General features: G+C 53.6%; 16 protein-coding genes. 8 read left to right on the plus strand and 8 right to left on the minus strand.

Annotation, left to right across the window (positions count from 1 at the left end; genetic code table 11):
* Positions 1–107 precede the first annotated feature (107 nt).
* The 4 genes from NV64_RS15360 to NV64_RS15375 form a co-directional block, all read right to left on the minus strand.
* Complete coding sequence (locus tag NV64_RS15360) at positions 108–1,112, minus strand: glycosyltransferase family 1 protein (protein WP_101506259.1); 1,005 nt, start codon at positions 1,110–1,112, stop codon at positions 108–110.
* 128 nt (positions 1,113–1,240) lie between these two features.
* Complete coding sequence (locus NV64_RS15365) at positions 1,241–3,406, minus strand: polysaccharide biosynthesis tyrosine autokinase (protein WP_101506270.1); 2,166 nt, start codon at positions 3,404–3,406, stop codon at positions 1,241–1,243.
* Between the two features lie 20 nt (positions 3,407–3,426).
* On the minus strand, positions 3,427–3,861 hold the full coding sequence (locus tag NV64_RS15370) for a protein tyrosine phosphatase (RefSeq protein ID WP_101506260.1): 435 nt from the start codon (positions 3,859–3,861) through the stop codon (positions 3,427–3,429).
* Positions 3,862–3,863: 2 nt separating this feature from the next.
* Positions 3,864–5,000 carry a polysaccharide export protein gene (locus NV64_RS15375; protein ID WP_101506261.1) on the minus strand — a complete coding sequence of 379 codons (1,137 nt, stop codon included), beginning with the start codon at positions 4,998–5,000 and terminating at the stop codon, positions 3,864–3,866.
* A 1,308-nt stretch (positions 5,001–6,308) separates the two neighbouring features.
* Between NV64_RS15375 and NV64_RS15380 the strand changes: the two genes are divergently transcribed.
* Both NV64_RS15380 and NV64_RS15385 read left to right on the plus strand, forming a co-directional pair.
* Entirely contained in the window at positions 6,309–6,731 is a 423-nt protein-coding gene (locus NV64_RS15380; RefSeq protein ID WP_056233332.1) for a GNAT family N-acetyltransferase, read from the plus strand.
* A 59-nt stretch (positions 6,732–6,790) separates the two neighbouring features.
* Positions 6,791–7,039 (plus strand): hypothetical protein, encoded by a 249-nt coding sequence (locus NV64_RS15385; RefSeq protein WP_056233334.1) that lies wholly within the window; start codon positions 6,791–6,793, stop codon positions 7,037–7,039.
* Positions 7,040–7,089: 50 nt separating this feature from the next.
* On the opposite strand, the gene apbC is transcribed toward NV64_RS15385, so the two are convergent.
* Positions 7,090–8,202: an iron-sulfur cluster carrier protein ApbC gene (gene apbC, locus NV64_RS15390; protein WP_101506262.1), complete on the minus strand. Its 1,113-nt coding sequence runs from the start codon at positions 8,200–8,202 to the stop codon at positions 7,090–7,092.
* 180 nt (positions 8,203–8,382) lie between these two features.
* Here apbC and metG point away from each other — a divergent pair, with 180 nt between their 5' ends.
* The 6 genes from metG (at position 8,383) to sanA (ending at position 16,012) form a co-directional block, all read left to right on the plus strand.
* Positions 8,383–10,416, plus strand: coding sequence for a methionine--tRNA ligase (gene metG, locus NV64_RS15395; RefSeq protein WP_101506263.1), 2,034 nt, complete (start codon positions 8,383–8,385; stop codon positions 10,414–10,416).
* Positions 10,417–10,830: 414 nt separating this feature from the next.
* Positions 10,831–11,211: a CidA/LrgA family protein gene (locus tag NV64_RS15400; RefSeq protein ID WP_056233340.1), complete on the plus strand. Its 381-nt coding sequence runs from the start codon at positions 10,831–10,833 to the stop codon at positions 11,209–11,211.
* The gene (locus NV64_RS15405; RefSeq protein ID WP_101506264.1) at positions 11,204–11,905 is read left to right on the plus strand and encodes a CidB/LrgB family autolysis modulator; all 702 of its coding nucleotides are present in this window, start codon (positions 11,204–11,206) and stop codon (positions 11,903–11,905) included. The genes NV64_RS15400 and NV64_RS15405 overlap by 8 nt, the downstream gene beginning before the upstream one ends.
* A gap of 378 nt (positions 11,906–12,283) precedes the next feature.
* Positions 12,284–13,174: a cytidine deaminase gene (gene cdd / locus NV64_RS15410; RefSeq protein WP_056233344.1), complete on the plus strand. Its 891-nt coding sequence runs from the start codon at positions 12,284–12,286 to the stop codon at positions 13,172–13,174.
* A gap of 124 nt (positions 13,175–13,298) precedes the next feature.
* Complete coding sequence (locus NV64_RS15415; RefSeq protein ID WP_056233346.1) at positions 13,299–14,996, plus strand: NAD-dependent malic enzyme; 1,698 nt, start codon at positions 13,299–13,301, stop codon at positions 14,994–14,996.
* A 302-nt stretch (positions 14,997–15,298) separates the two neighbouring features.
* A complete protein-coding gene (gene sanA / locus NV64_RS15420; RefSeq protein ID WP_056233348.1) occupies positions 15,299–16,012 on the plus strand; it encodes an outer membrane permeability protein SanA in 714 nt (237 codons plus the stop codon).
* A gap of 188 nt (positions 16,013–16,200) precedes the next feature.
* On the opposite strand, the gene mglC is transcribed toward sanA, so the two are convergent.
* The 3 genes from mglC to mglB form a co-directional block, all read right to left on the minus strand.
* The gene (gene mglC, locus NV64_RS15425) at positions 16,201–17,211 is read right to left on the minus strand and encodes a galactose/methyl galactoside ABC transporter permease MglC (protein WP_056233350.1); all 1,011 of its coding nucleotides are present in this window, start codon (positions 17,209–17,211) and stop codon (positions 16,201–16,203) included.
* A gap of 19 nt (positions 17,212–17,230) precedes the next feature.
* Positions 17,231–18,751, minus strand: coding sequence for a galactose/methyl galactoside ABC transporter ATP-binding protein MglA (gene mglA / locus NV64_RS15430; RefSeq protein WP_056233352.1), 1,521 nt, complete (start codon positions 18,749–18,751; stop codon positions 17,231–17,233).
* A gap of 86 nt (positions 18,752–18,837) precedes the next feature.
* A complete protein-coding gene (gene mglB / locus NV64_RS15435; RefSeq protein WP_056233354.1) occupies positions 18,838–19,833 on the minus strand; it encodes a galactose/glucose ABC transporter substrate-binding protein MglB in 996 nt (331 codons plus the stop codon).
* Between the last annotated feature and the right edge of the window lie 157 nt (positions 19,834–19,990).

Below are 19,990 nucleotides of genomic sequence, written 5' to 3' on the forward strand. Positions count from 1 at the left end.
ATCAGTGAATTAATGCAAGATTGCTAATTATTTAAGAGTATTAAAAATGGATTAATGATAATACCGTTGATAATAGCAACTCATCGCTAACCTTAGAGAAATTTTACTCAGTAATTTGTTTTTTTAATTTCGATATTGATTGCGGAAGATAACTTATCCCTAACTTTATCCCACGTGTATTTTTGAGATTGTTTTAACCCTTCGTCAATGAGAATGTTTCTATACTCTTTATCCTCATAAACACGATTAAGCCCATCTTTAATACTGTTTACATCTGTAGGATCGACTAAGCATGCAGCGTCCCCAGATACCTCTTTTAATGAAGTTGTGTTCGAAGTTACTACGGCTGTACCACAAGCCATTGCTTCGATCACTGGCAGACCAAAGCCTTCATAAAGCGATGGAAACAAAAGACAAATTGCCCCTCTATACATCATCGCTAATTTTTCGTTGCTCAGTCGTCCTGTAAATATCACTCTTGAATGAGCTTCGTATTCATCTATTACTTGCTTAAGTTCTTCAGACTCTGTTCCGGAGAAAATTATTTTCGTTTCTTTTGGTATATTAGAAAGTAGGAACGCTTTTAAAGCAAGAACTTCATTTTTATGTTTTTTTCTGTTACCCACAACAAAAACATACTCAGATCCAGCATCATACTTATTAGCAGAAACATTGAACTCTTCAGATACCCCATTCCCTACTACAATAACCTTCTCAGGAGAAATATTTGCCCATTCAGTTATTCTTTGCTTAGAGAACTCTGATACAGTAAAAATTTTGGCTGATTTGTGACACGCACGCTTTAGTACTAAAGCATAGTAAATCTTTTTCAGAAATGAACTATTGAAATCAAGATCAATATGATTCAAGTCATGGATAGTAATCATACACCTACTTAAGAAAAACAATGGGGAATTGTACCCAGGTGTAAAGAATAAACTTTTTTTTGAAATCAAATATGCCGTTAGTTTTAATACATCAAATTTACCAGCAGGGTTTCCATTTAAAGGAATATCAACAAAGTTTAAATCTGCAAGACGAACTTCTGCTGCAAAGCGGCCTATGCCGTGCTCACCAATCCACCGGCTATCAAAATTTATTAATTCCTTCATTTTTAGTTAACTCTCAAAGTAATTTGATACTGCATTTTTAGCGTGGTAAATTTATTCATATCCATTTACCACGCTAAAATAAATTTATAGTTAAGTTCCTTGGCCCGTCCATTGAGCCAATCTCCTAGCTATTTTTTCTTATCATCCGAGTATGAGTATCCATAATGGTTATAACCGTAACCATAATAACTACTACTCTTCTTAACCACACCGTTGAGAATACATCCTTTGACAACTACACCACTTTGCTCAAATCGTTTGATACTTACGTCAATCTCTTTTGCAGTATTTTCTTCAAAGCGAGCTACAAGAAGAGTTGTACCAGCGTAGCGACCAACAATTGCCGCATCTGTTACTGCCAGAATTGGTGGGGTATCGATGACGATCAATTCGTAATGTTCATTTGCCCAATTAATCAAATCTTGCAAACGAGAATGCATCAATAATTCTGCTGGGTTAGGTGGTACTGCACCGCGTGATATAAAATCAAAGCCTGCTTTAACTATTGGTTTTACTACGTCCTCAATTGAGGCTTTAGCCGATAGTAAATCAGACAAACCATTGTCATTAGACACACCAAAAACCTTATGCGCATAACCTTTTCGCATGTCCGTATCAATAAATAATACTCTTTTACCACTTTGCGCAATGATTGCTGCAAGGTTACTACTGATAAATGACTTCCCTGCATTGGGACTTGCGCCAGAAATCATAAGAACTTTATTAGATGCTTCCATCATCGCAAAGTGCAAACTGGTACGTAGTCCACGTATTGCTTCAATTGCTAAATCAGCTGGATTATCGAATGCCAAGAATGATGCATCATCTTCTTTATGTTTATTCCATTTAGAATTTGACTGTTTACTCTTAGATAATGTTTCTGAAACGGGTACGCTTGCATATACGTTAATGCCAAGTTCTTCCAATTGTTCAGGCGATTCAATTCCACGACGTAAAAAGACACGTAAAAGAATCAACCCGATTGAGAGAATTAACCCCATGATTAAACCAATAACAACCATGAGCGCTTTTTTGGGTTTAACTGGCCCTGGTTCTGTTATTGCATTATCAACTATTCTTACATATCCAATTGCACTAGACCTTGAGATATTCAGCTCTTGTTGACGGTTCAGCAACTGCATATAAACAGCTCGTCCTGACTCAACATCGCGACCCAACCGCAAAACTTCCTGTTGTGTAGCGGGCATTGACGATACACGCTTGTTTAACTTTGCCTTTTCTTCTTGTAATGTTTGACGCTTTTCAATTAGAGCTTTAAACGTCGGATGTTCTTTTGTAAAAAGCTGAGATATTTCTGCTTCACGAAAAGTTAATTCATTTAGTTGATTGTCTACATTGACAATTTGATCAAGTACTGACTTAGCTTCCATGGTTAAATCCACGGAATCTTTCTTCTTCCTGTAGTCATTTAACTTATCTTCAGCCAAATCTAGATCTGTTCTTATCTTAGGTAATTGCTTGCTAAGAAACTCTAAACTTTTAGCATCTTGGGCTGCTTGCCTTGCGATATTCTGTGTTAAGTAATTATTACTTATACTATCCAGAATTGAAGATACTAGTTTCGGGTCATCTCCAGTTAAGGTTAACCGGAGCATACCTGTTCCTTTGCCCTCTTCAGTTACGAGAAACTGATCTTGTAGGGTCTTGATTGCCTGTAATCTACTTAACGTTTTGATTTTGAAGGCTGTTCCTGGTTCAGCAACTAAATCACTGACCATTAAAGAAACTCCGCTATCACTAAACAGCTTTCCTACATGCCCCTCGGAAGAAAAATTCTCTCCCTCAATAGTATAAGTATTTGAATTAACTACTGTTAAAAGTAGTTCATTCTTACCAGACTCTAGCTCTGGTATATATGCTCGGGAAACAGATATCATCCCTGGTTTTTTTCCAGTGAGTCTATTCCAGCCACGTCCAAAAATAGGGAAATAGTCCTGTTTCACTACTGTTTGTAGATTAAGGTCATCTATAGTCTTGCCCAAAATCATTCTAGACTGTAACAGTACCACCTCTGGTGCCGATTCAGGCTGACTGTCTGGCAATATTTGACTTAAATTCCCCAGGATTGCATTGCCCTGCTTTTGTTCAATTTGTATTAATGAGTCAGACTGATAAATGGGTGTAGCAAAGAGAACATAGATGATAGCTAACGCGGTAACTATAGTCGTTACAGTTACTATAAACTTTCTGTGATCAACCAACTCACCGAATAACCGACCGAGATCAATTTCATCAGTCTCTATAGATGACTTTTTACTAGTAACAGATGACATGCGCATTAGTTTCCTGAAGATTATCCACTAAGTTTTTCAGCCCAGCTTTTGCTAGCCTGTTCAATTAAATCGTAAACGGAGGCAAATGCTTCATCACTTTTCCTATAAGGATCTGGGATTTCGCGCTGATTGATCCAATGACCAAATAGCATGGTTTTCCCTCTTGCCTCCGGAGCAATGCGCCCTATTTGCTCAAGATGAGATTTATCCATAACCAGAATCAGATCATACTGCCGGCTAAGAGTAGAAGTGAATTGTTTACCTTCGTGATCTGCTAATGAAAGGTCATGCTTATTTGCAATTGCGATTGCACTTGCATCCGCCTCATGTCCTTGTAAAGCTCCGGTTCCCGCAGAATCTATTTTTTTTTCTGGGAGGGCTTTTCGTAAAAGTCTTTCACCTATCGGCGAGCGACAGATATTCCCAGTACAAACGACTAAAATTGAGTTAAACATACTTAATTCCAATTTCTAATGTAACGTACGTTTTCAATCATGGAGTTCACACCATTTATTGTTGGTACGATCTGAGAAATTACATTATTCCATCGTGCCAATGGTGCTGTAGTCACATATACAATATCGTATGGCTGAAGTTGGAACTCAGAGCCTAAGACCATAGCTGATGCATCCTTAGCATTAAGTTGATATACGTTAGCGATTTTTCCTTGCTTATCGCCCTTCAGCTGTCTTATCACAAATACTCCTTGTGCATCACTTAGAGACTGATTCATACCCTCTGAAGTGCCAAGAGCTTCGGCTAATGTCATCCCACTTCGATCCATCTTAAGCGTGCTCTGCTTACCGACTTCACCCATAACAAAAACTTTTAAATCATCGTTTCGCGGAACAAAAAGGATGTCGCCGGGATATAACAATTTGTTCTGAGTAAGATCCCCTTTTTGCATTAATGCATAAAGTGAAATTTTACTATCTCGCCCATTATGAGTTAATACCACGTTGCGCCAGTCTGCATCAGGGGCTAGGCCACCAGCTGCATTAATCGCATCCATTATTGTCAAAGGTATATTAGTTATATTTTGCTTTCCTGATGTAATAACTTCACCAGTTACATACGCTTTCTGAGACCTGAATGCAGCAATTGCTACATCGACTTGTGGACTTTCAATGAAGGTAGTCAGACGATTGCTGATTTCTTGACGGACTTCTGCAACAGTCTTACCTGCAACCTTCACTTTTCCAATATAAGGATAGAAAATTGTGCCATCGGCATTAACCCAGTTACCCGTATCGCTGGCGCTGCGGTACTGGCCGGCCGGGGTAGTCAACTCCGGGTGATCCCATACGGTCACCATTAGCACGTCACCCACGCCAATGCGATACTCATAACTGCTCAGTAAGCTATCCAACTCTGGATTCGGGCGGGAAATCACAGGCTCCGGTCGCAGGCGATCGATTAAGCCAGGAGAAAGTGGGTAGACGTTAACCAGTTTATCGATATCGTAATTGCTGTCCTCAGCCTTGATCACGTCCTTGCCTGAGGTACTCAATCCCTGTCCTGGCAAAATCGTACAACCAGTTAACAGCCCTAAAGTTACTGCCACCGCCGAAAGCTTCAAAAGTTTTTTGGTCATAAGTTCGTATCATCAATGATTAGAATATTTATCTGCCCGCGGCCGGGCGGGGGGCCCCCCGGTTCCGGCCACGAAATGTTAAGGACGGTTGCTGCCTTGATTGCAGCAGTGTAACCGTTTTAGGTTGAAGCTATTGTAGGTTAATCGCCAAAAAAAGGCTTTTTTTCAACGGGTCAACGCTGTGGGTTGGCCCGGTCAGGATAAGGTATGGTTATGTCTTGTCTGACGAATGCCGGATCTGGCGCAGTGAACGCCTGGGCTCATCGGCACCGGGCATCCGGGGTCGGGCTGAACTAAGCACTCTGAAGAGGTGGTCAGTAATGTAACGGGACCATAAAAGGACTGCATGTGAGGAGTGTACGCAACAGGTGACTCGTTCATCCAGCTGAAAACAGCCGTCACCTCACAGCAGTAAGGGTGCCCGCGGTTGACTCTTCCGCAGCCCTGGTCCCCTACTCTTTACCACGTTGCCATGCGCGTCTGTTCAATTATGGATCATCAAATTCGCGCGCTGAGCAATAAGAATCTAAGATAGTTAGTATTAGTACAGTGAATGAGAAATCGTGAAGCTGTGCATTTCATCGCCATTTTAGGGCGGTTCAGACAGGCTACCGCCCCAGGCTCAACAGCTACCAGTCCACTGTACGTCGCAATCATCATTAGCCCCCCCAGCGCGGGTTGTCCAGCGCCGGGTCGTAAGCAGTCTCAGTCATCTGATGAGAACTGCATAGGGGGGTACTCGTTAAGTAGGATTATTCTAAGTTAAATACTGTCGAAATGGGAGGGCTATCACGATATTTCTCTGACAGCTTATCGCAACGTGCCGGTTAGGAATAACGCCAGAATGCTCTGAAATAATCCAATTGAATCGATTCAAGCCACTGAAATTTAACGAGTTTTTTATTTCAGCTTATTCCGATCCAAATTGTCAACCAGCGTCAAGTTTGTATAAATCAGATTTTTCTTAACTGGTCGGATATCTGGTAGATTCTTACTCAATTTCGCTTTTTTTTACCCTGTCCAGAAAGCAGGAATAATCAAGAGGTCAAAAATCAAACTTACTCATTAATAGTCCCGCAGGGTGATTTTCAGGTGATATCATGCTGAGTTATAGCCGTCGTCGCCAGCTAAAAGCGCCCGAATTCAATAAAAAACGACATAGACTGCCACGTAAAGTCAAAAGCCAGGCAGAAAAACCCTGAAACGGGTATTTAACCGCGTTATTTTGTTTATTCTGATTATTATTTAACGTTTTGCGATAAACTCTGTGACGTTGCCAGATGGCGTTTTGCTGCAGGAGTTTTACCCATGATCATCCGCCCGTTTACCGAAGCCGACCGGCCGTTTTTGCGTACGCTGTTCCTCGCTTCACGCAAGGCTAACTGGACCTGGCTGGACGACAGCGAGTGGCAGCTGGAGGATTTTGACCGTATTACGCTGGGCGAAACGGTGCTGGTCGCGGAAGAAGACGGCGAGCGGCTGGGTTTTGCCGCCCTGCTTGAGAACGATAACTTCCTGCACAGCCTGTTTATCGATCCGGCCCACCAGGGCAGTGGTGCCGGCAGCGCGCTGTTACAGGCGGTGCAGCAGCGGTTTACGTCGACCGGGGCGCTGAAGTGCCTGGCGGAGAATCTGCAGGCGCAGAGCTTCTATAAGAAGCACGGCTGGCGGGTGGTGGCGCAGGGTGAGAGCGATCAGGGCGAGTACCTGTTGATGCACTACAGCCTGTAGCAGCCCCCCTGCCCTGCTGACCACTGAACTGAATTTTTTTACGGAAACCTTTACCCCCGATGAGCCACCGCCCTCTTTATGAGCAGGCCGGCATCAGCCAGAAAGCCTGGCTGATGCTGCAGTATCTGCACACCATCGCCCGCAACGATCGGGCCTTTACCCTGCAGGACACCGAGCTGAACCACCGCTGCAACGTCACGCCGGACAATAACTTTACGGTGATTAACGAGCTGTTTGAGGCGGGTAAGATCGACTTCGATTACCGCATGCTGGATGGCTTTGAACAGCGGCTGGTGCGGCTGGCCTGACCGGCCCTGGGCTCAGATGCCAGGGGCGTGCCCTGGCATCGGCTGGCCGGTTATACGGCGCGGAAGGCAATGTCCTGCGGGATGACGTCGCCCTGCCAGTAAAGCTGCGCGGCCACCCGGCCGGCCAGTTCACGGTACAGCGCGGTAAACTCGCTGTCCGGGCGGCGCACCACCGTCGGTTCGCCGAGGTCGAGGTCTTCGCGCAGGCTGATATGCAGCGGCAGCTGTGCCAGCAGGCGGGTGTGATACTGCTCCGCCAGCCGCTCCGCGCCGCCGCTGCCGAAGATCGTCTCTTCGTGGCCGCACTGGCTGCAGATGTGCGTGCTCATGTTCTCCACGATGCCCAGCACCGGCACGTTGACCTTCTCAAACATCACGATGCCTTTTTTAGCGTCAATCAGTGCGATGTCCTGCGGCGTGGTGACCACCAGCGCGCCGGTCACCGGTACGTTCTGCGCCAGCGTCAGCTGAATGTCGCCGGTGCCCGGCGGCATATCCAGCACCAGGTAGTCCAGCTCCGGCCAGAGGGTCTCGTTCAGCAGCTGCATCAGCGCCTTGCTGGCCATCGGCCCGCGCCACACCATGGCGTTGTCGTCGGTCACCAGGTAGCCGATCGAGTTGGTGGCCAGCCCGTGCGCCATAATCGGCGCCATATGGGTGCCGTCCGGCGAGCTGGGGCGCTGGTCGTCGGTGCCGAGCATGTCGGGGATCGAGGGACCATAGATATCGGCGTCCAGCAGGCCGACCTTCGCCCCTTCGGCGGCCAGCGCCAGCGCCAGGTTGACCGCGGTGGTCGATTTGCCCACCCCGCCCTTGCCGGAGCTGACGGCGATGATGTTTTTGACGCCGTTAACGCCGGGGCGGTTTTTTACCCGCTGCAGCGTGGCCACGTCCAGCGTTAAGCGCCAGCTGATGGCGGCCGCCCCGGTCTGGCGCAGCAGTTCGGCGCTGAGCTGTTCTTTCAGCTGTTCAAACGTGCTCTGCCAGACAAACGGCATGCTCAGTTCCAGGTGCAGGGTGTTATCCAGCAGTGCGCAGTGGCGCAGCGCTTTCAGCGCGGTGAGGTTGCGCTGCAGGGTTGGATGTTCAAATGTGGTCAGCACGCCCACCACCACGGCACGCAGCACTTCGGGGGTGTGGTGCCCCGGGGAGTGAAGGGTCATCCCGGCTCCTTGTTGACTGTTGTAAAATTGCCCATAACTGTCGGTAAGCATACCAGATCCCGCCTGGCCCGGCGCTCAGGGTGCTGAAAAATCTTCTGTTGCGTCGGCCTTAGTTGCCGCAGGGCGGCGCTTTCGGTTAGCATGTAAACCCCTTTTTCAACAGGTATAGCAAGTCTTACTATGACTCAAGTCGCGAAAAAAATATTGGTAACGTGCGCACTGCCGTACGCAAACGGCTCCATTCACCTCGGCCACATGCTCGAGCATATCCAGGCGGATATTTGGGTTCGTTACCAGCGAATGCGCGGCAATCAGGTTTATTTCATCTGTGCCGACGACGCACACGGCACGCCGATCATGCTGAAAGCCCAGCAGCTCGGCATCTCCCCGGAGCAGATGATCGCTGAAATGAGTCAGGAGCATCAGACCGATTTTGCCGGGTTCAATATCAGCTATGACAACTACCACTCGACGCACAGCGACGAGAACCGCGAGCTGTCCGAGCTGATCTACACCCGCCTGAAGGAGAACGGTTTTATTAAGAACCGCACCATTTCGCAGCTGTACGATCCGGAGAAAGGCATGTTCCTGCCGGACCGTTTCGTGAAAGGCACCTGCCCGAAATGTAAGGCCCCGGACCAGTACGGCGATAACTGCGAAGTGTGCAGCGCCACCTACAGCCCGACCGAGCTGATCGATCCGAAGTCGGTGGTGTCAGGCGCAACGCCGGAGCTGCGCGACTCTGAGCACTTCTTCTTCGACCTGCCGGAGTTCAGCGCCATGCTGCAGGCGTGGACCCGTTCCGGCGCGCTGCAGGAGCAGGTGGCGAACAAGATGCAGGAGTGGTTTGAGTCCGGCCTGCAGCAGTGGGATATCTCCCGCGATGCGCCGTACTTCGGCTTTGAGATCCCGGGTGCGCCGGGCAAGTACTTCTACGTCTGGCTGGATGCGCCAATCGGCTACATGGGCTCGTTTAAGAACCTGTGCGATAAGCGCGGCGATATCGATTTCGACGCCTTCTGGAAGAAAGACTCCGACGCCGAGCTGTACCACTTTATCGGTAAGGATATCGTCTACTTCCACAGCCTGTTCTGGCCGGCGATGCTGGAAGGCAGCAACTTCCGCAAGCCGACCAACCTGTTCGTGCACGGCTACGTGACGGTGAACGGGGCGAAGATGTCCAAGTCGCGCGGCACCTTTATCAAGGCCAGCACCTGGCTGCAGCACCTGGATGCGGACAGCCTGCGTTATTACTATGCCGCCAAGCTGTCGTCGCGCATTGACGATATCGACCTGAACCTGGAAGACTTCGTGCAGCGCGTTAACGCCGATATCGTTAACAAGGTGGTTAACCTCGCCTCGCGCAACGCCGGCTTTATCACCAAACGCTTTAACGGCCAGCTGTCCGCCGAGCTGGCCGATCCGGCGCTGTATAAGACCTTTACCGATGCGTCCGCCAGCATTGGTGAGGCCTGGGCCAGCCGCGAGTTCGGCCGCGCCGTGCGCGAGATTATGGCGCTGGCCGACGTGGCTAACCGCTACGTTGACGAGCAGGCGCCGTGGGTGGTGGCGAAGCAGGAAGGCCGCGACGCCGATCTGCAGGCGATCTGCTCGATGGGCATTAACCTGTTCCGCGTGCTGATGACCTGGCTGAAGCCGGTGCTGCCAACGCTGAGCGAACGTACCGAAGCCTTCCTGAATCAGGAGCTGAGCTGGGACGGTATTCAGCAGCCGCTGCTGAACCATACCATTGCCCCGTTTAAGGCGCTGTATGGCCGTATTGAGCTGGATAAGGTTAACGGCCTGATCGAAGCGTCGAAGGAAGATGCGGCGGCGGCGGCTAAACCGGCGCTGACCGGTCCGCTGGCGGACGATCCGATTCAGGAGACCATCAGCTTTGACGATTTCGCTAAGGTGGATATGCGTATTGCGCTGATCCAGAACGCCGAGCTGGTCGAGGGTTCAGATAAGCTGCTGAAGCTGACGCTGGATCTCGGCGGTGAGACCCGTCAGGTGTTCTCCGGCATCCGCGCTGCCTATAACGATCCGGCGGTGCTGGTCGGCCGCCTGACGGTGATGGTCGCCAACCTTGCGCCGCGCAAGATGCGTTTCGGCGTGTCGGAAGGGATGGTGATGGCGGCGGGTCCTGGCGGCAAGGATATCTTCCTGCTCAGCCCGGACAGCGGCGCGCAGCCGGGGCAGCAGGTTAAGTAAGGTCGTCTGTTGATGCGGTGGCGGGCTCAGCAAGTTCAACAGCGTTGAGTCGTCTGTTAATCCGGGCTCCGGCTCAGGGAGCCCGGACACTCCGTAAAGACGCAAAAAACGTCATCCATGACAGCTCAGCACGGGCCTTCCCTGGCCCGTGATGCTTTACTCCGTGTACGGGCTCCCTTCGCTTTACCTTCTGTGTTGTCTTCTGATTGCTGTCAGATTCCCTTCGCTTTACCTTCTGCGTTGTCTTTAGCTTCTTGTTTGACTGCTTCGCTTTACCTGTTGCGTTGTCTTCATGTTGTTTGACTCCCTTCGCTATACATTGCATGTCGTCTGAATGCAGAACACGTGTTCGCTGCTGCTGGCAGTGGGCTGGCAATCGTCGTATGCTTAACGCTCTGAATTCCGGAGTGGTTTATGTCCCGCGTTCTTCTTATTGTGTTCCGCTATTGCCGCTCGTTTCTGGCGATTTACCTGTGCCTGATTGCCGGGCGCGGCATCTCGACCCTGCTTCCCGTTGCCATTCCCGGCAGTATTATCGGCATGCTGCTGTTGTTTACCCTGCTGGCGACGCAGCTGCTGCCGGTGGAGTGGGTGCGGCCCGGCTGCCAGCTGATTATTCGCTATATGGCGCTGCTTTTTGTGCCGATCAGCGTCGGGATTATGAACGACATCGATATTCTCAGCGCGCAGTTTGCGCCAATCGTTGTCTCCTGCCTGGTGAGTACGCTGATCGTGCTGGTTACGGTGGGGCTGCTGTCTGAGCGTCTGCAGCGTAAGGAGGGGGATGATGTCTGATTTCGGTGATTTCTGGTGGGCGCTGCCGCTGACCGTTGGCGTGTTTCTGGCGGCGCGCTGGCTGGCGGCGAAGGCGAAGCTGTCGCTGCTGAATCCGCTGCTGGTCGCCATGGCGGTGATTATTCCGCTGCTGCTGGTGCTGCAGCTGCCCTACGCGCGCTATTTTGCCGGCAGCGCGCTGCTGAATAACCTGCTGCAGCCGGCGGTGGTGGCGCTGGCGCTGCCGCTGTATGAGCAGATCCATCAGATCCGCGCGCGCTGGAAGTCGATTATCAGCGTCTGCTTCGTCGGCAGCCTGACGGCGATGGTTTCCGGCACCGCGATTGCGCTGTGGCTGGGAGCGACGCCGCAGATCGCCGCCACCCTGATGCCGAAGTCGGTGACCACGCCGATCGCCATGGCGGTCTCCGCCTCGCAGGGCGGTATTCCGGCGATCAGCGCTATCTGCGTGCTGATCGCCGGCGTCTCCGGCGCGGTGTTTGGCCATATGCTGCTGAACCTGCTGCGGGTCAGGCATAAGGCGGCGCGCGGGCTGGCGATCGGTAACGCCTCGCACGCTATCGGCACCGCCCGCGCGGTGGAGCTGGATGCGCAGGAGGGCGCGTTCAGCTCGCTGGCGCTGGTGCTGTGCGCCATTATCACCTCGCTGACCGCGCCGTTTCTGTTCCCGCTGCTGCTGCACTGGCTGGGCTGACAGCGACACTCTCCCCTGCTCCCGTGCCCCCAGTGGCTCGGGAGCAGAATTTCTCTGTTTCCCTGTTACCTGTTACCCGTTACCAGGTGCCCGATATTCTATTCCCGCTGCCTGCTGCCTGCTGCCCGCTGCACCTTGCCCGTCGCTGTTGTCCTCAACCTGCCGCCCGTGCCCCCTACTCGCTACTCGTTACCCGCTGCCCGCTGCCCGCTGCCCGCTGCCCGCTGCCCGCTGGGGCAGTAAATGGTCTAAAACTTGCGATAAGTCTCGCATTTCTCACATATCTTTCATCTATTACATTGTCAGCGTGACATGAATCACATATAACAGGCTGCCGGCCCATTAGGATGGGCCAGTACTCCGTTAATGAGGTTTCGTATGCACCCACGTTTCCAGTCCGCTTTTACCACCCTGCCCGCGGCGCTGCAGCAGGCCATTCAGCCGCTGCTTGACGCAGACGACTTTGCCGGTTCAATCAGCGCAGCCGACGCCGCCGCGCTGAAGCTGGCCAGCGGCCTGGACGACAGCCAGCTGGCCTTTGCGCTGCTGCCGCTGGCCGCCGCCTGCGCGGTTGCGCCGCTGTCGAACTTTATGGTGGGTGCCATCGCCCGCGGGGTCAGCGGCACGCTGTGGTTCGGTGCCAACCTGGAGTTCGCCGGGGCAACCATGCAGCAGACGGTGCACGCCGAGCAGAGCGCGGTGACCCACGCCTGGCTGCGCGGCGAGCGCGGGCTGGCGGCGATCACCGTTAACTACACCCCCTGCGGCCACTGTCGTCAGTTTATGAACGAGCTGAACAGCGGCAGCGATCTGATCGTTGAGCTACCGGGGCGCGCCGCCGCCACGCTTGGCCACTATCTGCCGGATTCGTTCGGCCCGCGCGATCTGGAGATCGCCACCCTGCTGATGGATGAGGTCGATCACGGCGTGCAGCCGCGCGGCGACGCGCTGGAGCAGGCGGCGCTGGCCGCCGCGAACCGCAGCCACGCGCCGTACAGCGGAGCCTGGAGCGGCGTGGCGCTGGAAACCGACGACGGCGCGATCTTTGCCGGCCGCTACGCCGAGAACGCCGCCTTTAACCCGAGCCTGCCGCCGCTGCAGGGGGCGCTGAACCTGCTTAACCTCAGCGGCCGCAGCTTCGACCAGATCCGCCGTGGCGTGCTGGCGCAGGCCGGTGATGCGCAACTCGATCAGTCGTCTGCCACCGCCGCCACCCTGGCCGCGCTCGGCTGTCAACATTTCAGCCGCTTATCGCTGGGCGATCTGTAAGAATTTTTCTAATATTCGAGGATAATCGCAGCTTTTGTTATTGCGTGTTAACAAAAGCTGTACTTTCAGGCGATTTATTCTAGGATTGGCGCCACATCCCCAATCCCCACTGAGTAATGATTGCATGGAACTCGAGTACGAAAGTAAACGCCCCCTCTATATCCCTTACGCCGGCCCAATCCTGCTGGAATTCCCGCTGCTGAATAAGGGTAGCGCCTTCACCACCGAAGAGCGCCACGACTTTAACCTGCGCGGCCTGCTGCCGGAAACCGTTGAGAGCATCGAAGAGCAGGCGGCCCGCGCCTACCGCCAGTACCAGGATTTCAAGAACAATAACGATAAGCACGTCTACCTGCGTAACATTCAGGACACCAACGAAACCCTGTTCTACCGCCTGCTGGACAATCATCTGGAAGAGATGATGCCGATTATCTACACCCCGACCGTCGGCGCGGCCTGTGAGCACTTCTCTGAGATCTACCGCCGCGCGCGCGGCCTGTTTATCTCCTATCCGAACCGTGAAAACATCGAAGACATGCTGCAGAACGCCACCAAGCAGAATGTGAAGGTGATCGTGGTCACCGACGGCGAGCGCATCCTCGGCCTCGGCGACCAGGGCATCGGCGGCATGGGCATTCCGATCGGTAAGCTGTCGCTGTACACCGCCTGCGGCGGCATCAGCCCGGCGTACACCCTGCCGGTGGTGCTGGACGTCGGCACCAACAACCAGCAGCTGCTGAACGATCCGCTGTATATGGGCTGGCGCCACCCGCGCATCACCGGAGAAGAGTACGATAACTTCGTTAACGACTTCATCCAGGCGGTGAAGAGCCGCTGGCCGAACGTGCTGCTGCAGTTTGAAGACTTCGCGCAGAAGAACGCCATGCCGCTGCTGGAGCGCTACCGTGATGAGGTGTGCTGCTTTAACGACGATATTCAGGGCACCGCTTCCGTCACCCTCGGCACCCTGCTGGCGGCCAGCCGCGCGGCGGGCAACAAACTGAGCGAACAGAACGTGGTGTTCCTCGGGGCCGGTTCCGCCGGCTGCGGCATCGCCGAGCAGATTATCGCGCAGATGAAGTCCGAAGGGCTGAGCGATGACGAAGCGCGCGGCCGCGTATTTATGGTGGATCGTTTCGGCCTGCTGACCGACAAGCTGCCGAACCTGCTGAACTTCCAGAGCCGCCTGGTGCAGAAGAGCGACAAACTGGCCGGCTGGGATAGCCAGAGCGACTCGCTGTCGCTGCTCGACGTGGTGCGTAACGCCCGTCCGAGCATTATGATCGGCGTTTCCGGCCAGCCGGGGCTGTTCAGTGAAGAGATCGTGCGCGAGATGCACAAACACTGCGCGCGCCCGATCATCATGCCGCTGTCTAACCCGACCTCGCGCGTGGAGGCCACCCCGCAGGATATTATGGCGTGGACCGACGGCCAGGCGCTGGTCGCCACCGGCAGCCCGTTTGCCCCGGTCACCTGGAAGGATAAAACCTACCCGATCGCCCAGTGCAACAACTCCTATATCTTCCCCGGCATCGGTCTGGGTGTGATCGCCTCCGGCGCCACCCGCGTCACCGACAGCATGCTGATGGCCGCCAGCCGCGCGCTGGCCGACTGCTCGCCGCTGGCCAACGACGGCGAAGGCCCGGTGCTGCCGGAAGTGAAGGATATTCAGGGCGTGTCGAAGGTGATCGCCATGGCGGTGGCCAAAGCGGCGCAGCTGGCCGGCGTCGCGGTAGTGACTTCGGAAGACGTGCTGTCGAAAGCCATCGCCGCCAACTTCTGGCTGCCGCAGTACCGTAACTATCGTCGTACATCGATCTGATCGGCGTAAAGCGTCAGGGCTGCGGCCCTGACGCTGTTACCGCTGCACCTGCCTCTCTCCTGCCAGCTTCCCGCACGCGATACCTGCTCCTGCTCCATACACCCGCTACCTGCTGATGCTGATGTTTTGTCCAGCGGCACGCCAGCTAGCCGCTGCCTCATCGTTAACCTGGGCCGGCAGACAACCCTTTGTCCCTCCTTTTGTCTGAAATCCCGCCAACCGGCACGCGTTGACTTGCTTCACCCCGCCGCCTCAAGTAGCCTTGAACCACCTTGCACTTGCTGAACCGGGTACCGAGCCGAATGCTGAAACGCCTGTTTTATGGTCTGATTATCGTCGTGGGACTGACGGGTCTGACCGCGCTTGGCCTGGATCGCTGGATCAGCTGGAAAACCGCCCCCTACGTCTATGACGACCTGAAGTCGCTGCCGCACCGCCAGGTCGGCGTAGTGCTTGGCACCGCCAAGTACTACCGCACCGGCGTCCCCAACGAATACTACCTGTTCCGCATGCAGGGCGCGCTGAACGCCTACAACAGCGGCAAGGTTAACTACCTGCTGCTCAGCGGTGATAACGCCCAGCAGAGCTACAACGAGCCGATGACCATGCGCCGCGACCTGATCGCCGCCGGGGTCGATCCGGCCGATATAGTGATGGACTTTGCCGGCTTCCGCACCCTCGACTCGATCGTGCGCACCCGCAAGGTGTTCGATACCAACGACTTCATCATCATCACCCAGCGTTTCCACTGTGAACGCGCGCTGTTTATCGCCCTGCACTCCGGCATCCAGGCGCAGTGCTACGCGGTGCCGTCGCCGAAAAACATGCTTACCGTGCGCCTGCGCGAAGTCGGTGCCCGCCTTGGCGCGCTGGCCGATCTCTATATTATGAAGCGCGAACCGCGCTTCCTCGGCCCGCTGGTGCCAATCCCCGCCCGCCACGAAGTCGCCGAAGACGCCCAGAGCTATCCGGCGGTTACCCCGGAGCAGGTGCTGGAGATCCAGCGCAGGAAGTAGCAGAACGGCTACCGCACGCAGTTTTCGCCTGCCCCGCTGCGACGTCAGACCGCCTGCCGGGTGCAGATCCGCTGCCCTCACCCGCTTTACTGGCCGTAATCCGCCCTCCGCTGCGACAGCCTGATGCAGTAAACTGCCGGCAAAAAAAAGGGCCGCGATAAGCGGCCCTTGTGCTGATGGTGCAGAGATTACTTCTTACGCGCGTACTTCAGCGAGTCCAGCGCCACCGCGAAGATGATGATGCCGCCCTTGATGATGTACTGCCAGTACGGGTTGACGCCGATATAGGTCAGGCCGTAGTTGATCACCGTAAAGATGATTACCCCGGTTACCACCCCGGCCACGGTGCCCACGCCGCCGGCGAAGGAGACGCCGCCCACCACGCAGGCCGCGATTGCATCCAGCTCGTACATAAAGCCAAGGTTGTTGGTGGCGGAACCGATGCGCCCCGCTTCCAGCATCCCGCCGAAGGCGTAGAACACGCCGGAGAGCGCATAAACCAGAATCAGGTTGAACGGCACGTTAACGCCGGAGACTTTCGCCGCTTCCGGGTTACCGCCGATGGCGAAGATGTTCTTACCGAAGCGGGTTTTGGTCCACAGCACCCACACCAGCAGGATGGCGATAATCGCGTAGAAGGTGATGTACGAGAGTTTGAAGTCGCCGATGCGCAGGAAGCCCTGGGTAAAGGTGGAGAACTTCTCGTCAAAACCGGCCACCGGTGACGCACCGACGAAGTCGAAGTACAGCGAGTTGATGCCGTAAACGATAATCATGGTGCCCAGCGTGGTGATAAACGGCGTCACCTTCAGGTAAGCGATAATCACGCCGTTGACCAGGCCAATCAGCGCACCGATCGAACAGACGATCAGGATCACCAGCGCAATCGGCATGGTTTCCAGCGTCGGGAACACCTTGTTAGCGTTGTCCATCGCCTGTAACAGCGTGGCCGCCACCACCGCCGCCAGCCCGACCTGACGGCCGGCCGACAGGTCGGTACCCTGGGTAACGATCAGCCCGGCCACGCCGAGTGCGATAATCACGCGCACCGAGGACTGGGTCAGAATGTTACTCAGGTTCATTAAGCTTAAGAACGTCGGGTCCTGGATAATGATGATCGCCAGCAATACCAGCAGCACCACATAAATCCCGCCCTCTTTTAAAAAGGTCAGCGCATTTTTCTTATTAACAGCGTTCATAGTAACAGCCCTTACATCATTAGAGGTGCAACGATGCCAGACGCAAGATTTCGTTTTGCGTGGTAGTTTTCGTTTCGACAATGCCCGCAACCAGGCCATTACTCATTACCAGTATCCGGTCGGTGATCCCCAGTAATTCGGGCATCTCTGACGAGATAATAATGATTCCCTTATTTTTCTTCGCCAGCTCGGCGATCAGCTGGTAAATTTCGAACTTGGCGCCAACGTCAATGCCGCGCGTCGGTTCATCCAGCATCAGAATTTCCGGCTGGGTCAGCAGCCAGCGGCCGATAATCACCTTCTGCTGGTTACCGCCTGAAAGCGAACCGATCGAGGTATGGTGCCCCGGCGTTTTCACCCGCATTGAATCAATCACCCACTGGGTGTCGCTCTTCATGCGGCTGTTATCCAGCAGGCCGATTTTGTTTTTATACTGGCGGATATTTGAGATCAGCGAGTTAAAGCCAATATCCAGGTAGGCGTAGATGCCGGTCGAGCGACGCTCTTCGGTCACCAGCGCAAAGCCGTGGTTAATCGCTTCGTTGGCGCTGTGGTTATTGATCGCCTTACCGTGCAGCTTAATGGTGCCGCCCGATTTTTCACGAATGCCGAACAGCGTTTCCACGATGTCGGTACGTTTGGCCCCCACCAGCCCGGCAATGCCGAGGATCTCACCCTGACGCAGGTCAAAGGAGATATCGCGGATCGACGGCTGGCGCAGCGAGGTCAGGTTACGCACCTCAAGGATGGTTTCGCCCGGCACGTTGTGTTTGTCCGGGAAGCGCTGGTTCAGCGAACGGCCCACCATCATGGCGATGATCTTATCCATATCCAGCCCTTCCAGCGGCTGGGTGGCAATCCACTGGCCGTCGCGCAGGATGGTGATTTCATCACACAGCTGGAAGATCTCTTCCATCTTGTGCGAGATATAGATAATGCCGCAGCCGCGATCTTTCAGTTTACGGATAATGGTAAACAGGTGGTTAACTTCTTTCTCGGTCAGCGACGAGGTTGGTTCATCCATAATGACGATTTTCGCATTATAGGAGAACGCCTTGGCGATTTCGATCATCTGCATCTGCGACACCGACAGGTTAATTACCTTGTCGCGCGGATCGATATCGATATCCAGTTCGTCGAAGATCGCTTTAGTGTCGCGATACATTTTGTCGTGATCGACAAACAGGCCTTTTTTCGGATAACGGCCCAGCCACATGTTATCCATCACGGTACGTTGCAGAACCAGGTTTAATTCCTGATGCACCATCGATACGCCGTTTTCCAGCGCCTCTTTGGAACTTTTGTAATTAACTTCCTGCCCCTGAAAAAGAATGCTCCCCGCATCTTTACTGTAAATGCCAAACAGGCATTTTAATAAGGTCGACTTCCCGGCCCCGTTCTCACCCATCAGGGCATGAATGGAGTGCGGGCGGACTTTTAAATTGACATTATCCAGCGCTTTCACACCGGGGAATGACTTGCTGACGCCGGTCATCTCCAGCAAAAACTCACGCTCTGCTTTCACGTTATCACTGCCCATAATTCTACCTGGCTGAAAGAGTGTAAAGTCAGGTCACCCTGACTCAACGTCTGTTCCGGGGCGATTCACCCCGGAACAGAGGACGCTTATTTAGCGAACTGAGACAGGTTGTCTTTATCTACCGGTACATAAGCAACGCGGACTACTTTACCGTCCAGCTTGTAGTTGGTGCCTTCGGTGGCTGGCTTACCGGCCGCCAGGTTTTTCGCCATATCGAAGGTGGCTTTCGCCTGGTTGTCGGCGTCGTTCAGCACGGTACCGGCCATTGCGCCAGACTTAATCAGCGCCAGGGCTTCCGGCAGCGCATCGACGCCAAACACCGGGATGCTGGATTTGTTGTGCGCCTTCAGCGCTTCAACCGCACCCATCGCCATCGCATCGTTGTTGGCGATAATCACTTCAATTTTGTTACCGTTCGGGCCAGACAGCCAGGCGTCAACTTTGTCTTTCGCCTGTGCGGTATCCCACATCGCGGTATCCATATGCAGCTGCTGGGTTTTCAGGCCGTCTTTGTTCAGGGTGTCGATCACGTATTTGGTACGCGCTTCGGCATCCGGGTGGCCCGGTTCACCTTTCAGCAGAACGAACTGCACCTGGCCATCTTTGTTCAGATCCCAGTTCGGGTTGGCTTTCCAGTGCTTCTCAATCAGCTCGCCCTGCTTGATGCCGGACTCTTTTGAGTCGGTACCGACGTAGTAAGCTTTGTCGTAGCTGGCCAGCGCCTTAGCAGACGGCTCTTTGTTAAAGAACACTACCGGGATATCATTGGCTTTGGCTTTGCTGATTACCACCGCGGCGGCAGCCGGGTCAACCAGGTTAATCGCCAGCGCCTTCACGCCTTTTGCCACCAGCACGTCAACCTGGTCGTTCTGGGTAGACTGGCTGTTCTGTGAGTCATTCATTAACAGCTGTACGTCCGGGCTGTTTTTCGCTTCTTTCTCAATGTCTTTGCGCACCATCGACATAAAGTTGTCGTCATACTTATAAATGGTTACGCCGATACGGGTATCTGCAGCCTGAGCCGTCGCGCCAAACATCATGCTCGCAACCAGTGCGGTAAGTGTGAATACCTTCTTATTCATGCTATCTCCGGTTTTATTGTAGGGTAGTACTCAACGTGAAATGCAGCGGTGGGCGGCACGTCACGGTCAATTAACTGGCGGTGTTACACCTTTGCGGTGCGTTACACCGGCCGACGATTGCTGACAAAACCCGACGTCCGTGTGCGGAAGACTTCCT

Origin of the sequence: Erwinia sp. B116, from assembly GCF_002865965.1 — a bacterium.
GTDB lineage: Bacteria > Pseudomonadota > Gammaproteobacteria > Enterobacterales > Enterobacteriaceae > Erwinia.

Excerpts from the sequence above, each read along its gene's own strand:
- NV64_RS15365 (WP_101506270.1), bottom strand. The coding sequence starts at position 3,406 with ATGTCATCTGTTACTAGTAAAAAGTCATCTATAGAGACTGATGAAATT.
- cdd (WP_056233344.1), top strand. The coding sequence starts at position 12,284 with ATGCACCCACGTTTCCAGTCCGCTTTTACCACCCTGCCCGCGGCGCTG.
- NV64_RS15385 (WP_056233334.1), top strand. The coding sequence starts at position 6,791 with ATGAGCCACCGCCCTCTTTATGAGCAGGCCGGCATCAGCCAGAAAGCC.
- NV64_RS15380 (WP_056233332.1), top strand. The coding sequence starts at position 6,309 with ATGATCATCCGCCCGTTTACCGAAGCCGACCGGCCGTTTTTGCGTACG.
- NV64_RS15415 (WP_056233346.1), top strand. The coding sequence starts at position 13,299 with ATGGAACTCGAGTACGAAAGTAAACGCCCCCTCTATATCCCTTACGCC.
- apbC (WP_101506262.1), bottom strand. The coding sequence starts at position 8,202 with ATGACCCTTCACTCCCCGGGGCACCACACCCCCGAAGTGCTGCGTGCC.
- sanA (WP_056233348.1), top strand. The coding sequence starts at position 15,299 with ATGCTGAAACGCCTGTTTTATGGTCTGATTATCGTCGTGGGACTGACG.
- NV64_RS15375 (WP_101506261.1), bottom strand. The coding sequence starts at position 5,000 with ATGACCAAAAAACTTTTGAAGCTTTCGGCGGTGGCAGTAACTTTAGGG.
- NV64_RS15400 (WP_056233340.1), top strand. The coding sequence starts at position 10,831 with ATGTCCCGCGTTCTTCTTATTGTGTTCCGCTATTGCCGCTCGTTTCTG.
- mglC (WP_056233350.1), bottom strand. The coding sequence starts at position 17,211 with ATGAACGCTGTTAATAAGAAAAATGCGCTGACCTTTTTAAAAGAGGGC.
- NV64_RS15405 (WP_101506264.1), top strand. The coding sequence starts at position 11,204 with ATGTCTGATTTCGGTGATTTCTGGTGGGCGCTGCCGCTGACCGTTGGC.
- NV64_RS15360 (WP_101506259.1), bottom strand. The coding sequence starts at position 1,112 with ATGAAGGAATTAATAAATTTTGATAGCCGGTGGATTGGTGAGCACGGC.
- mglA (WP_056233352.1), bottom strand. The coding sequence starts at position 18,751 with ATGGGCAGTGATAACGTGAAAGCAGAGCGTGAGTTTTTGCTGGAGATG.
- mglB (WP_056233354.1), bottom strand. The coding sequence starts at position 19,833 with ATGAATAAGAAGGTATTCACACTTACCGCACTGGTTGCGAGCATGATG.
- metG (WP_101506263.1), top strand. The coding sequence starts at position 8,383 with ATGACTCAAGTCGCGAAAAAAATATTGGTAACGTGCGCACTGCCGTAC.
- NV64_RS15370 (WP_101506260.1), bottom strand. The coding sequence starts at position 3,861 with ATGTTTAACTCAATTTTAGTCGTTTGTACTGGGAATATCTGTCGCTCG.